Raw genomic sequence first — 14,293 nt, forward strand, 5'->3', positions numbered from 1 at the left:
AGTGGTCGGGGTGGAGAGATTCGAACTCCCGACATCCTGCTCCCAAAGCAGGCGCGCTACCAGACTGCGCTACACCCCGTGAACCCGTCCCAAGGACAGAGCGCAAATGATACTCGCAGGCTACCTGAAGGTCAAGAAGAAAATAGTGAATTGCTGTCTCTTATTTCTTACGTTACGATGCTTGAATCTAGCAACCTTACTATTAGTTATGAAAACAACTCTACTTCCTTTATTTGATAATATAGATCATTTACATAAAAATGCATTGCATGCAGTTTTACCTGGTGAACAATTTCGCACTGATTTTAATTACACTCTCAATTTTTTGAAAAGCTACAATGGCAGCTTAGGAACTTTCAACAGCTATCGCCGCGAAGTTGAGCGGCTATTACAGTGGTGTTGGGTGATTAGAAAAAACACCCTTCCACATATAAAAAGAGAGGACATTGAGCAGTTTGTTAAATTTTGTCAAAACCCACCACAAACCTGGATTAGTTTAAAAAAAGTGCCGCGTTTTTTAGAAAAAGAAGGAATGCGAGTACCCAACCCGGACTGGCGACCTTTTGTTGTTACATTATCAAAAACTGCCCGCAAAAATGGCGAAACTGTCTCATTAAATAAATTCAATTTATCGCAGGGAGCCATTCAAGAAATATTTGCCATTTTGAGTACTTTTTTTAATTTTTTAATCGCTGAAGAATATTTAGTTTCCAACCCTGTCGCTTTAATCAGGCAAAAAAGTAAATTTATCAGGAAACGCCAACAAACAGCCCCCATCAGGCGCTTAAGTTTAATGCAGTGGGATGCCGTTTTGCGTTCTGCTGAAAATTTAGCGCAAGAAAACCCGGAAAAACATGAAAGAACACGATTTATTATAAGCATCCTTTATGGCATGTATTTACGCATCTCGGAACTGGCGGCAAGCGATCGCTGGATTCCTACGATGAATGACTTTGCGAAAGATAGTAATGGGTCTTGGTGGTTTACAACGGTAGGCAAAGGAAATAAAGAACGTCAAATTGCAGTCAGCGAAGCAATGCTTGAAAGTTTAACCCGTTGGCGATTGTTCTTAGGCCTTACTCCCCTGCCCTCTCCTGCCGATAACTCGCCGCTTCTGCCTAAAATACGCGGCACTGGACCTATGAGTGACACCGCTCCTCTGCGCAGGATTGTGCAACATTGTTTTGATTTAGCCGGGGATTTATTACGCAAAGAAAACCAACAGGAAGAAGCGGATACGTTAAAAGCAGCAACTGTTCATTGGTTAAGGCATACCGGTATTTCCGAAGATGTAAAAATCAGACCGCGAGAACATGTAAGAGATGATGCAGGACATAGCTCAAGTGCTACGACCGATAGGTATATTGATGTGGAATTACAGGCGAGATATCAGTCGGCCAAGAAGAAGAGTATTGTTCCAGGTTGAGCATCAGTTCCCCTGGAAACGTGTCGGTTAGTGCTGGATTGCACATGGCGTCAAACCTGCAGAATATAGCTGATTAAGCCTCAAGGTTTATGAACAGTCAATAAAATCGCAAATGTAAGCCAAAAGGCCATCCCAATTACATAAGTATGCGCTAAGGGTTCATATCTTTTTTTAGCCTTCGCTACGAGTAATAAAATGAGAACCGGTAAAATACCAAACAAGAATAAATGCAGAATATGTGTGAATAACATAGAATTTTTTTCTATAGGAGAAAGATTATCTATCCAATTCATAAAATCGTGTAAATAGATTTTTATCCACAGAAGAATTTTAACGCCTAGCTCTTCATAATATTCAACCAGCCAGGAAGCAAGGATTAAAGGAACAAATAATTTAAATCCAGGTATAGAAAAAATTCTTTTAAATAAATTGCCGAATTCTTGTGAAAAGAACACTACGATAGCAGAAGCGCACACGACTAAAAGAATAGTTAGATACATTTACTCTTTACTCAATTGGTTAGGCATTTTTTTCTTCCAATAACTCCCATCTTTGGTACATCTCTTGCAACGTATTTTCTTTTTCTTCCAAGTCCTTTTTCATTTCGGTAATTTTTTGTTTATCTTGTTGATAAAAATCAGGATTAGCCATTTTAATATGAAGATCAGAAACCACAGCTTCTAAAGCTTCGATTTCTTGGGGTAATAACGTTAGCTCTCTTTGCTCCTTAAAACTCATTTTATTGGTGTTGCTGGTACGTTTTGGAGCAACTGTCGTGGTTGCTTGTTGGTTTTTTTGTTTTTGCAAACATTGATAATCCCGATATCCGCCAATGTATTCTTTAAATACGCCCTGACCTTCATACACTAGAACACTGCTTACAACTTGGTCAATAAAAGCACGATCATGGCTAATTAACAGGAGGGTTCCTGGATAGTCAACGAGCATTTCTTCTAACAACTCCAGCGTTTCAATGTCCAGATCATTAGTAGGCTCATCCATTACCAAAAAATTGGCAGGCTTTGCAAATAGTTTGGCTAAAAGTAAACGGTTGCGCTCACCACCTGAAAGGGAACTCACTGGTTGATTAAACGTTTCAGGTCTAAATAAAAATTCTCGTAAATAAGAAGCTACATGTTTGGACTTTCCATTGATAACCACATGGTCAGCCCCCTCAGCGACATTAGCCATCACCGTATCTTGTTCATTAAGCTGCCTTCTTAATTGATCAAAATAAGCAATGCTTAAAGAAGTACCTTGGCGAACTTTACCCGAATCGGGAGTTAACTCTCCTAAAAGGAGCCTTACCAAGGTGGTTTTTCCACAACCATTAGGGCCAATAATCCCTACTTTGTCCCCTTTCGTTAGCAAAAAAGAAAAGTCACGAATGATTTCTTTATTTTGTATAGAAAAATTGACATTTTCTGCCTGAATAACAATATTCCCCGAACGAGAGACCTCTAATTCAAAGGATTTCACCTTGCCAATCTCCTGGCGTCTAAGCTGAAATGCTTCGCGCATTTTTTTTAAAGCACGTACCCTACCTTCATTGCGCGTTCTTCTGGCTTTTATACCCGTTCTAATCCAAACCTCTTCTTCACTTAAACGCTTGTCAAATAAAGCATTCTCTTTTTGCTCACTCAAACGTCTCGCTTCCCGTCTTTCTAAAAATTTTTCATAGTCGCCTTCATAGTGAAATAACTTACCGCGATCGATTTCAACAATGCTGGAAGCCACCGCATTTAAAAAACTGCGATCATGCGTAACTACTACTATACTCCCCGGGTAGGATTTTAAATAAGACTCTAACCATTCGATGGCATTAAGGTCCAAATGGTTAGTGGGTTCATCAAGCAATAACAACGTAGGCTCAGATATTAGGGCGGCTGCCAGGAGAACGCGTCTTTTCATGCCGCCGGAGATAGCATTCATTTTGGCGTCTTTATCAATACCCAAGCGGCTAGCCATTACGTCTACCTTGGGTAAAAGATCCCAAGCTTGATAATGATCTATTTTTTGTTGAAAAATAGCCTGCTGCTCCAGATTTTCACTATGAGTGGCTTGATAGAACTGTGCTAAACACTCTCCTTTTTCACCTAGATCTTTAACCAAAAAGTGATAAACGCTCTCATTTTCCTCTACAGGAACCTCTTGCGCCAAACCTGCCACGCGAAGACCTGCTATTTTTTGCAAGTGGCCGCTATCCGGTAAATATTCTCCCTGAAGGATTTTTAATAATGTCGACTTTCCAGCGCCGTTTCTACCAACTAAAGCAATACGCTCTTTTTCTTGAATTTGCCAACTTACATTCTCAAGAAGCTGCGTTCCTGCAAGGTTGAAACTAACATTTTGTAAAGCAAATATACTCATTATTGTACTTTATTTTCCAGTACCATAATGGCATCCATTTCCACTTGCGCCCCACGGGGTAAAGCACTTACTCCAATAGCAGCTCTAGCGGGAAAAGGCTCATGAAAATAGCGTGACATCGCTTCGTTAATTAAAGGGAAATGATTGAGATCTACCAAATACACCGTTAACTTTACAATATTACGCATACTTCCACCCGCAGCTTCGCAGACAGCAGCCAGATTTTCTAAAACTTGCGTAATTTGTAATCGAATTTCTTCACTACATATTTGCATAGTAGTTGGATCCAGGGGAATTTGTCCTGAAATATAAACGGTATTACCTGTCCGAATTGCTTGGCTATAAGTACCAATTGCCGCTGGGGCGAGTTCTGTGTGTATGGGGTGCATTTTTATTCTCCCTGTTTTTTGCGATAAAGCCGCAGGACCATTTTATTCGCACGTAATCTTCTCATGACCTTGGCTAAATGCGTTCGGTTTAAAACACTGAGTGAAAAAGTAACCGCGTTATGTCTACCATCGCGGGGATCCACATTTATATTACCAATATTCGATTCTGCTTCGGAAATAGCGGTAGCTAACGCAGCTAATACACCACGTTGATTCTCTACCTCGACCGTTATATCTACCCAGAACTCCCCTTGAACATCTTCATCCCAACGTAAAGAAATAAATTGCTCGGGATTAACTCGTGCTTTGTTAATGGTATTACAATCACTGGCGTGAACTAAAATTCCTCTACCCTGTTGGAATCTTCCAACAATATTATCACCAGGAATAGGTTGGCAACATTCAGCAAAATGCACCACCATCCCTTCCGTTCCCTTAATCGCTAAAGGCCTGTTGTTAGCAGTTTTAATTAGGTCCCCACTTTCTTGTGCAACCACCAAGCGCTTGGCTATAACCATAGGCATTTGATTGCCTATACCAATAGCATATAAAAGATCCTCCAAGGCTTTGTAATTTAAATCGTGCAATAAAGCTTGTATGGATTCACTGGGAGTCTTGGTAAAATCACTTGCCAATTCGGCAAATGCTTGCTCCAATAAACGTTTACCCAAAGCAATAGACTCTGCGTGCTGTTGCGTTTTTAAGAAATTGCGGATGTTACTTCGAGCTTTCCCTGTGACCACAAAATTTAACCACGAGGGATTAGGATGAGCACCTGGTGCCGTAATAATTTCAACTGTTTGTCCATTTGTTAATGGAATACTAAGAGGGACAAGACGCCTATTCACTTTAGCCGCAACACAACTATTCCCTACTCCCGAATGCACCGTATAGGCAAAATCCACCGGGGTGGCCCCTTTGGGCAACTCCATAATATGGCCTTTAGGGGTAAAAACATATACTTCGTCCGGGAAGAGGTCAATTTTTACGTTTTCAATAAATTCGAGAGAATCACCCGTGGAGCGTTGCATTTCCAGCAAACGCTGTACCCATTCACGCGCACGCAGTTGCGCTTCGTTCACTTCAAGGCCAGAAGACTTGTAAATCCAATGAGCCGCGACACCATTTTCAGCTACGTTATCCATATCACGCGTTCTGATTTGCACTTCAAGGGGAACACCATAAGGACCAAATAAAGTGGTATGTAAGGATTGATAGCCATTAACCTTTGGAATGCCAATATAATCTTTAAATCGCTGAGGGACTGGTTTATATGTTTGGTGTAAAGCACCCAAAACTCTATAACAGGAATCAATATCTTCGGTAATTACGCGAAAAGCAAATACATCGGTAATTTCAGCAAAAGATGCTTTTTTTAAGCGCATTTTCCGGTAAATACTGTACAAATGCTTTTCTCGGCCCAAAACATGCTCGTAAGGAATTTTTAAAGCCTCTAAAGCATTTTTTAAGTCTTTTTCTATTTTTTGGGTTAATTCACTACGATTACCACGCGATTTTTCTACGGCAGACTTAATTGCACAATAACGCATAGGATAAAGTGCTTTGAAACCCAAATCCTCCAATCCTGTGTATATGGAATGCATTCCCAAACGATTGGCAATAGGAGCGTATATTTCTAAAGTTTCAATAGCAATACGTTTTTTTTTTGCTGCGGGTAACACACCAAGGGTACGCATGTTATGGAGTCGATCGGCTAACTTAACAATGATAACGCGGATATCTTTCACCATAGCTAAAACCATCTTGCGAAAGTTTTCAGCTTGGGCTTCTGCGCGTGATTCAAATTTAATCTTGGTAAGCTTGGTAACTCCATCCACAAGAGCAGTTATATCTTCACCAAATTGTTCAACAAGATCGCTTTTACTTATATTGGTGTCTTCTACCACATCATGGAGAAGAGTGGCCATGATAGTTTGGTAATCAAGCCGCATATGGGCAAGAATAAGAGCAGCGGCCACTGGATGAGTTAAATAAGGTTCGCCTGATCGGCGCATTTGACCCTGGTGTGCTTTCTCAGCCACCAGATATGCTTTGTGACATTCTTCAATATGCTCAGGTTTTAAATATAACTTTAATTCCTCATGCAGTTCCTTAAAATGATCCACGCTCTCACCCTAGCGTTTAACTAACAATAAATAATTAGTCTTTTTCTAATATATCTTTTTCAACTAAACCTTCAGCAATTTCGCGTAAAGCAACTACTGTGGGCTTGTCGTTTTCCCATTCAACCATAGGTTGTGCACCCCGAACCGCGATTTGGCGGGCGCGTTTAGCCGCAACCATAACCAATTCAAAACGATTCTCAACGTGCTCCAAGCAATCTTCAACAGTTACACGTGCCATAATTTCACCTTAAATAGTAATTATAGAATAGTTGTTACCCTTTATGAATAAAATCACCTCAGAAGTAAACAACGCACGTCATTGCTCACAATGACAATACAAAATACTTAAAAAACTTATTATTTTACTCTGCTCCCAAAAGGAAAGAAAGCAGTTTTTGTTGCTTTATACTTTGTTTTTCGATCTTTAGGCGAGTAGCAACCACTATTGCTTCTAACTCAGCAGCCGCTTTTTCAAAATGATCATTCACAATAAGGTAATCAAATTCGGGATAATGACTCATTTCATCTTGCGCTTTCTGCATACGGGAGTGGATAATTTCTTCTTTATCACGCTGCCTCATTTGCAAACGGGTTTTTAATTCTGTTAAAGATGGCGGTATAACAAAAATACCCACAGCATCGGTAAAAATTCTTTTAATTTGCTGAGCACCTTGCCAATCTATATCTAATACGACATCTATACCTGCTTTTAACCGCTCATTAATTTGTGCTTTTGACGTACCGTAATAATGATTAAACACTAAAGCATGCTCGATAAATTCATTATTGTTAATCATCTGAAAAAATTCGGTCTGATCAATAAAGAAGTAATTAATGCCGTTTTCCTCACCTGCTCTTTTATCACGCGTGGTATGTGAAATAGAGACTTCAATATTAGCTAAATTTTTTACCAAAGCTCTTACCAGACTGGTTTTCCCTCCTCCAGAAGGCGCGGCAACAATGAATAAAGTACCTTGATCTTGATTAACCATTTTTTACTCGATATTTTGTATTTGCTCTCGCATTTGTTCGATTAATACCTTCATGTCTACGGCTGCCTGGATAAGCTCCATAGCGTCTGATTTAGAACTTAAAGTATTCGCCTCCCGGTTTAATTCTTGCATAAGAAAATCAAGTCGACGCCCCACGGGTTCTTTACTCTCTAAATTACGCTCAACTTCACGGGTATGCAATTCTAAACGATCAATTTCTTCGGTTATATCTAATCGCGTTACCATTAAAGCCACTTCCTGTTCTATACGACCTTCTTCTAAATTCATCCCTAAGTTACTAATACGGGCCAGAAACTTACTTTTAACTGTTTCAGAAAGATTATTAATATTTGCGCGTAAGGTATGAATAATATCTTTTAAACGAACAATTCTTTTAAGAATATATTCCTTAAGCTGGGTACCTTCACGCAACCGCGCGTTTTGTAATTCTTGTATAGCTTCTTTAAATGACTTTTCTACCTGGATGGCCAAGGCCTCAATATTTGGCTCGGAAACTGCCACAATCCCTGGCCATTGCAATAATTTACCTACAGTTAAATCATTTGCTAATTGATGCTCCCCAGCAATTTTTTCGGCAGTTTCCATCAAAGAATTAATAAGCGTGTTATTGACAACCATAGTTGAGCCATCAGTTACTTCGCTGAATTTTAACTGGCATTCAAGCTTACCGCGCTGAATCTCACCTCTTAATAAAGAACGCAAACTCGATTCCAGGAAACGAAAACTTTCCGGTAAACGAAAAAAAACATCAAGGTAACGTTGATTAACGGAACGAATTTCCCAGCATAATATGCCTTCGGGTGTTTCAAGTTGCACGCGAGAAAATGCGGTCATGCTGTAGGTCATTTTTTGATCCAGATAAAGAAATTTGCGCGACTATAGCGCAAAATTGAGAAAATTTAAAACTTCCTCATCATTTTTGCTAACAGCAAAAGAAAGTTTCCTTCAATATAAAATCAGATATAATTACTCATTTTTTGTCGAGGATTTTACCCCATGCGTCCCAGTAATCGCGAAGCCAATCAATTAAGACCGATTAAAATTACCAGAAATTACACCCAGCATGCAGAGGGGGCTGTACTTGTAGAGTTTGGTAATACGCGGGTTTTATGTACTGCATCTGTTCTTGAAGGGGTACCACGTTTTCTAAAAGGTAAAAATCAAGGATGGATAACTGCCGAATATGGGATGCTTCCCCGGGCTACACATAGTCGAACAGATAGAGAAGCAAGTAAAGGAAAGCAAGGGGGCAGAACATTAGAAATCCAACGTTTAATCGGCCGCTCTTTGCGCACTTGCGTAGACTTAAAGCTACTCGGAGAAAATACCATAACTCTGGATTGTGATGTCATTCAAGCCGATGGAGGAACCCGTACTGCAGCCATTACCGGTGCTTGTGTGGCTATGAAAGATGCCGTGGACTGGATGATCGCACGTGAAAAAATTCGCAAAAAACCCACTTTTAATTATGTGTCTGCGGTTTCAGTAGGCATTTACCGCGGTCAAGCAGTACTAGATTTAGACTATGCCGAAGATGTCCTGGCCGAAACGGATATGAATGTTGTGATGAATGAAGAAGGACATTTTATTGAGGTGCAAGGAACAGCCGAAGACAGAAGTTTTACCCGTGCACAATTAAATGAAATGCTAGGCTTGGCGGAAGCGGGTATCGTTGAACTAATTAACATTCAAAAAAGTGCATAAGATATATTTTTTAGGTCAATCTTTCTAATACAATCGTATAGCCTGTTTCTTTATGTAGGTTGGGCCGCGAGGCCCAACAAGCGATGTTGGAAAAAATTATTGGGCCTCGCGGCCCAACCTACATTAAAATAATGATTTGTTAAACGCCACATCCCGGGCAGTATTTTTAGTGATCATATTCGCATTGACTAACTGAGCCAAATGTTGGTCTAACGTCATCATTCCTTGCGCTTGTCCTGTCTGAATTGCAGAGTACATTTGCGCAACTTTATCCTCACGAATTAAATTTCGGATGGCAGCGTTGCAAATCATAATCTCCAACGCAGCAACGCGGCCTCCACCGACTTTTTTTAATAGAGTTTGTGCAATCACTGCTTGCAAGGATTCTGACAACATAGAACGCACCATAGGTTTTTCATCACCGGGGAATACGTCAATAATACGATTAATTGTTTTTGTGGCCGAGTTGGTATGCAAGGTACCAAAAACCAAATGCCCGGTTTCGGCTGCGGTCATAGCCAAACGAATCGTTTCCAGATCACGTAATTCCCCTACCAGGATTACATCAGGGTCTTCCCGTAAAGCAGAACGTAATGCGGCATTAAAACTATAGGTATCCCGATGCACTTCCCTTTGGTTAACTAAACATTTATTACTGTTATGGACAAACTCAATGGGATCTTCAATGGTTAATAAATGGTCGTAACGGGTAGAATTGATATAGTCGATTATTGCGGCAAGCGTAGTACTTTTACCAGAACCTGTAGGCCCTGTTACCAAAACCATACCCTTGGGATAATTAGCCATTTCAGTGAAAATAGGTGGTAAATTTAAATCATCCAAGCTTAAAATTTTAGAAGGAATAGTTCTAAATACTGCAGCAGCTCCACGATCCTGATTAAATGCATTGACGCGGAATCGAGCCAAATTTGGAATTTCAAAAGAAAAATCCGTTTCCAAATTCTCTTCATATTCCTTGCGTTGTTTATCGTTCATTATGTCATAAACGATTTTTAAGACCTCTTTATGTTCTAATGGAGGTACATTAATTTTGCGCAAATCACCATCTACCCTAATCATGGGAGGCATACCAGCAGATAAATGGAGGTCGGACGAATTATTTTTTACTGAAAATCCTAATAGTTCCGCAATCTGCATCTATATCTCTGATAAAATAAGAATTTCTGTTTAAAGCGTAGACGATTTTTTGGAAAAGTGAAACGCGGCTAAGAAAAAACTTCTACAAAATGCTTTAAAAATTATAAAAAAATGATACATTGATAGACTGTCTCAAAAATGCTGCATTAATAAGGAGATTAGCAATGGCTCATAAAATATTTGCAAAGAAGCCTGATACGCCCCGCGCTCCCATGCCGCATTTACCGAACGAAAATCTTAAATTTCTTTCCTCTGTCGCTAATTCTTTCACAGAAAACTCTAAGCATCTAAAAGACACTTTAAAGGTGCTAAAAACAGAAACGCGGCAGATGGAACTTTCTTGCTTGCGCACAGCTACTGTTATAAATGACGCATACATACATGTAATTAAAAAAATAGAAGAAACTTATAGACAGGCTAAAGGTAACAAAGCTGCGGAACCTAACGTGGGACAAACCCTTTCGCTAAAATCTAAAGTATATTTCGGCCTGCCCCATGAGAAGATGTGGGCCAAGATAAATGATTATATTAAACATTTGGCGGAAAGAGTTGATTTAGCTTTGTGACACTTCCTGCTTTTAATGAGTTGACGCTTGTATGCGCCCATTTGAGCCCATATAGGCGTGCAAGGTTACTATACGTACTAAATTAGGCTTCGAAGAAGCCAATGCAACACAAATGGATATGTGTGGTAAAAGTTTAGGGATAACATTTCGACTGTTATTTGTATTAGACATGAGGATTTGCTTATGCCCTCTGAGATAACTTTGGCAACACATGACGTTACTTGCGCAAAGGAACGTAAACAAGACACCCTTTGGGTGCTTAGTCTTTATGGTACCGCGATTGGTGCGGGAACTTTGTTCTTGCCTATTGATGCCGGCTTGAATGGCTTAGGACCTCTGCTTATATTAGCCTTATTAGCTTTTCCTATGACTTATTTTTCACATCAAGCATTGTGTAGATTTGTTATTTCTGGCTCAAGGGATGAAAATAATATCACCGATGTTGTGGAAGAACATTTTGGTACCAAAGCGGGTAAACTTTTAACCATACTGTATTTCTTCGCTATATTTCCCATCTTGCTATTATACAGCGTAGCAATTACCAATACCGCTGAAAGTTTTCTTGTTAACCAATTAGGAATGCACGCGCCTCCCCGATTTCTACTGTCTGCCTTATTAATTGCTACCCTCATGGTAGTCGTTCGTTGCGGACAACGTTTTATTTTAAAATCGCTAAGCCTGTTAGTTTATCCTTTTATCAGCGCCTTAATTTTTCTCTCGCTTTACTTAATTCCACACTGGAATAATGCTTTTTTGCAAACTTCATGGTTGAGCTCACAACATCATAACTTCCTAACTACTTTGTGGTTAGCAATCCCTGTCATGGTTTTCTCTTTTAATCATTCCCCTATTATTTCTTCTTTCGCAGTTGAACAAAAAAAGCGATTTGGAGCAGACGCCGATAGTAAAAGTGCCTGGATTTTAAAACAAAGCCACTTTTTAATGGTAATTACCGTCATGTTTTTTGTTTTTAGCTGCGTCTTTAGTTTGTCTCCACACGATCTTTTAGAAGCCAAACGGCAAAATATTTCTATTTTGTCTTACCTCGCGAACCACTTTCACACTCCGATAATTGCTTATGTAGCTCCTATCATCGCTTTTATTGCTATTGCCAAGTCATTTTTAGGTCATTATTTGGGGGCAAGTGAAGGTCTTGATGGATTGGCCATTAAATTTTGGCCAGCATTAAAAAAAGAATCCACGAATAAAAGGCAAATTGGCATCGATATTATAGTCATTTCCAGTTGTTGGGTTATTGCAACGATTAATCCCAATATTTTAAAAATAATTGAAATGTTAGGCGGGCCTATTATTGCCTTAATTTTATTTTTAATGCCAATGTATGCCATAGCTAAAATTCCCGGCTTACAAAAATATAAAAATAGCGTGGTTAATGGATTTATAACCTCCATTGGTTTAATTGCCTTAACCGCTATTTTTTATGGTATCTGGAGTAGTTTCGTTGGCTAAGACAGTTGCGGCTTGTTTAAGTGCTGTAAGGGAAAAGATTCACACACTGGAGCTTACCTATGGACGAGCCAAGGACTCGGTGCGACTAGTTGCAGTTAGCAAACAACAACCTGTAACTAAAATAATTGAAGCTTATCATTGCGGGCAAAGGGATTTTGCCGAAAGCTACGTGCAGGAAGCCCAAGAAAAAATAAACGCCTTAAGTGATTATGCTATCAATTGGCACTTTATAGGCTCTATTCAAAGCAATAAAATTAAAACAATTGCCTCATCTTTTCACTGGGTACATAGTGTTTCCAGTTTTGCTATTGCTCAGAAACTAAGTAAAGAGCGCTCCCCTGCACTTCTTCCCATGAACATTTGCATACAAGTTAATTTGGATCGTGAGCCTAGTAAGACGGGTGTATATATCGACGAGCTAATTCCTTTAGTAAAAGAAACTCAGACTTTACCTCATTTAACCGTACGAGGTTTAATGTGTATTCCAAAACCTTGCGATGCAAGCAGGCAATACCACTCTTTTTTACGTCTGCGTATACTTCGGGATGAAATCAATAACCGGCTAAATTGCTCACTCGATACTTTATCAATGGGAATGAGCAGTGATTTGGAAGCGGCCATTAATGCTGGGAGCACCATGGTACGGGTCGGTGAAGCAATTTTTGGTAAACGAGAAAATACAGCATGAATGTGACTTTTGTAGGCTTTGGTAATATGGGTAAGGCAATTGCCCAAGGTCTTAAAGGCAATGGTAAATATACGATGAGCGCCACTTCTCCCTCCTTACCTGTGGGGGTGAATGCGGATAACATTGCAACAAATCCTGACAACACCGCTTTTATATCTCGAGCCGACATTGTAATTTTGGCAGTAAAACCGGTACAAATGCGAGATGTGGTCGAAGAAATAAAACCTTTCTTATTAAAAAAAACATTAATTATTTCTGTTGCCGCCGGAATTTCTATTCAATGGTTTGCACAAAATTCGCTTTCTGATTTTCCTTTAGTAAGGGCCATGCCAAACATTGCCGCTTCTTTGCTACTCTCAGCAACACCGCTATTCGCGAATTCCCATGTAAATAAAAATCAATTAAGAGAGATTGAGGATATCTTTAATACCATAGGAATCACAACCTGGGTAAAAGAGGAAAAGCTACTCGATACTTTTACGGCCCTCTCAGGCAGTGGCCCCGCCTATTTTTTTGAATTTTTAAGCGTGTTAGTAAAAGGGGCAACGCAATTAGGCCTTCCCGAAGAGATAGCTCACACTTTTACCTTGCAAACTATGCGAGGTGCTTTACACTTAGCATCTGCAAATAATCAAAGTTTTTCTGAATTAAAGAAAAAAGTAACCTCTAAAAAAGGTACTACAGAAGCTGCGTTAGATATCTTATTGCAGAGAGGATTTGAAAAAATCATAATTGAGGCAATGCAGGCAGCCTATCATCGTGCACAAGAAATAGGGCAACTACAGGAAAATTAAATGACCGGTTTGATAACAGCAGTTTATTTTTTAATCTCCGTCTTATTCAGTATTATCATTTTTTTACTCTGGGCACGTATTGGGATGTATTATTATCATGTAAGTAGCTTAAACCCGGTTAGCAAAACCATCCATACTTTAACCAATCCACTCACTATCCCCTTTTCTTTTTTATTTCGGTCACGTGCAAGCGCAAGACGCATCGACTTACCTGCGCTTACTGCTTTAATCGTAGTCGAATTCATTAAATTTATTGTATTTAGCCTACTTCTTCTGCATACAGTCATGCCTTTTTTATTGCTTTTACTTTATGTGGTAACAGACCTCATAGTAGAGCCGCTAAATTTTCTCTTTTATGCAATTCTTATACGTGTTGTGATGAGCTGGGTTAACCCTGGCTGGAACCACCCTCTCGCTTATGTTCTGGCTTCTCTAACTGACCCAGTTTTGAGAATAGGAAGACGTTATGTACCGATTATTGCAGGATTGGACTTTTCGCCACTGGTAGTTATGCTTGTTCTCAAATTAATCATTATTTTTATCGCTGCATCTTTACCTATTCATATGATTTAGTTGTTGAGTAATTTGC

Annotated in this window: 14 protein-coding genes, 1 tRNA gene and 1 pseudogene; 7 read left to right on the plus strand and 9 right to left on the minus strand. The window is 39.5% G+C overall.

Features of this window, described 5'->3' with window-relative positions; all coding sequences use genetic code 11:
* Positions 1-2 precede the first annotated feature (2 nt).
* Positions 3-79 (minus strand) — tRNA-Pro (locus EL206_RS01785).
* A gap of 129 nt (positions 80-208) precedes the next feature.
* Here EL206_RS01785 and EL206_RS01790 point away from each other — a divergent pair.
* Positions 209-1,426 carry a tyrosine-type recombinase/integrase gene (locus tag EL206_RS01790; protein WP_058461202.1) on the plus strand — a complete coding sequence of 406 codons (1,218 nt, stop codon included), beginning with the start codon at positions 209-211 and terminating at the stop codon, positions 1,424-1,426.
* Between the two features lie 80 nt (positions 1,427-1,506).
* Here EL206_RS01790 and EL206_RS01795 read toward each other — a convergent pair whose 3' ends face one another.
* The 7 genes and pseudogenes from EL206_RS01795 to EL206_RS01825 all read right to left on the minus strand — a co-directional run bounded on the left by EL206_RS01795 (position 1,507) and on the right by EL206_RS01825 (position 8,170).
* Positions 1,507-1,926 (minus strand): hypothetical protein, encoded by a 420-nt coding sequence (locus EL206_RS01795; protein ID WP_058461201.1) that lies wholly within the window; start codon positions 1,924-1,926, stop codon positions 1,507-1,509.
* Positions 1,927-1,945: 19 nt separating this feature from the next.
* Positions 1,946-3,796 (minus strand): ATP-binding cassette domain-containing protein, encoded by a 1,851-nt coding sequence (locus tag EL206_RS01800; protein ID WP_058461200.1) that lies wholly within the window; start codon positions 3,794-3,796, stop codon positions 1,946-1,948.
* The gene (locus EL206_RS01805; RefSeq protein WP_058461199.1) at positions 3,796-4,185 is read right to left on the minus strand and encodes a RidA family protein; all 390 of its coding nucleotides are present in this window, start codon (positions 4,183-4,185) and stop codon (positions 3,796-3,798) included. The genes EL206_RS01800 and EL206_RS01805 overlap by 1 nt, the downstream gene beginning before the upstream one ends.
* A 2-nt stretch (positions 4,186-4,187) precedes the next feature.
* Positions 4,188-6,311, minus strand: a complete 2,124-nt coding sequence (gene spoT / locus EL206_RS01810) for a bifunctional GTP diphosphokinase/guanosine-3',5'-bis pyrophosphate 3'-pyrophosphohydrolase (RefSeq protein WP_058461198.1) — start codon at positions 6,309-6,311, stop codon at positions 4,188-4,190.
* 40 nt (positions 6,312-6,351) lie between these two features.
* A pseudogene (gene rpoZ / locus EL206_RS01815) lies at positions 6,352-6,549 on the minus strand (DNA-directed RNA polymerase subunit omega); the annotation flags it as partial.
* A gap of 124 nt (positions 6,550-6,673) precedes the next feature.
* Entirely contained in the window at positions 6,674-7,303 is a 630-nt protein-coding gene (gmk, locus tag EL206_RS01820) for a guanylate kinase (protein ID WP_058461196.1), read from the minus strand.
* Between the two features lie 3 nt (positions 7,304-7,306).
* Positions 7,307-8,170 (minus strand): YicC/YloC family endoribonuclease, encoded by an 864-nt coding sequence (locus EL206_RS01825; protein WP_058461195.1) that lies wholly within the window; start codon positions 8,168-8,170, stop codon positions 7,307-7,309.
* A 150-nt stretch (positions 8,171-8,320) separates the two neighbouring features.
* On the opposite strand from EL206_RS01825, the gene rph reads away from it, so the two are divergent.
* Complete coding sequence (gene rph / locus EL206_RS01830) at positions 8,321-9,028, plus strand: ribonuclease PH (RefSeq protein WP_058461194.1); 708 nt, start codon at positions 8,321-8,323, stop codon at positions 9,026-9,028.
* A 123-nt stretch (positions 9,029-9,151) separates the two neighbouring features.
* Here the strand turns inward: rph and EL206_RS01835 are convergent, their stop codons facing one another.
* Positions 9,152-10,186 (minus strand): type IV pilus twitching motility protein PilT, encoded by a 1,035-nt coding sequence (locus tag EL206_RS01835; RefSeq protein ID WP_058461193.1) that lies wholly within the window; start codon positions 10,184-10,186, stop codon positions 9,152-9,154.
* A gap of 164 nt (positions 10,187-10,350) precedes the next feature.
* Here EL206_RS01835 and EL206_RS01840 point away from each other — a divergent pair, with 164 nt between their 5' ends.
* The 5 genes from EL206_RS01840 (at position 10,351) to EL206_RS01860 (ending at position 14,277) form a co-directional block, all read left to right on the plus strand.
* On the plus strand, positions 10,351-10,752 hold the full coding sequence (locus EL206_RS01840) for a hypothetical protein (RefSeq protein ID WP_058461192.1): 402 nt from the start codon (positions 10,351-10,353) through the stop codon (positions 10,750-10,752).
* Between the two features lie 183 nt (positions 10,753-10,935).
* A complete protein-coding gene (locus EL206_RS01845) occupies positions 10,936-12,222 on the plus strand; it encodes an SLC5/6 family protein (protein ID WP_058461191.1) in 1,287 nt (428 codons plus the stop codon).
* Positions 12,215-12,910 (plus strand): YggS family pyridoxal phosphate-dependent enzyme, encoded by a 696-nt coding sequence (locus EL206_RS01850; RefSeq protein WP_232048501.1) that lies wholly within the window; start codon positions 12,215-12,217, stop codon positions 12,908-12,910. Before EL206_RS01845 ends, EL206_RS01850 begins: the two co-directional genes overlap by 8 nt.
* Positions 12,907-13,704, plus strand: coding sequence for a pyrroline-5-carboxylate reductase (proC, locus tag EL206_RS01855; RefSeq protein WP_058461189.1), 798 nt, complete (start codon positions 12,907-12,909; stop codon positions 13,702-13,704). The genes EL206_RS01850 and proC overlap by 4 nt, the downstream gene beginning before the upstream one ends.
* Positions 13,705-14,277 carry a YggT family protein gene (locus tag EL206_RS01860; RefSeq protein WP_058461188.1) on the plus strand — a complete coding sequence of 191 codons (573 nt, stop codon included), beginning with the start codon at positions 13,705-13,707 and terminating at the stop codon, positions 14,275-14,277.
* Positions 14,278-14,293 lie beyond the last annotated feature (16 nt).

This window comes from Legionella adelaidensis, assembly GCF_900637865.1.
Taxonomy (GTDB): Bacteria; Pseudomonadota; Gammaproteobacteria; order Legionellales; family Legionellaceae; genus Legionella_A; species Legionella_A adelaidensis.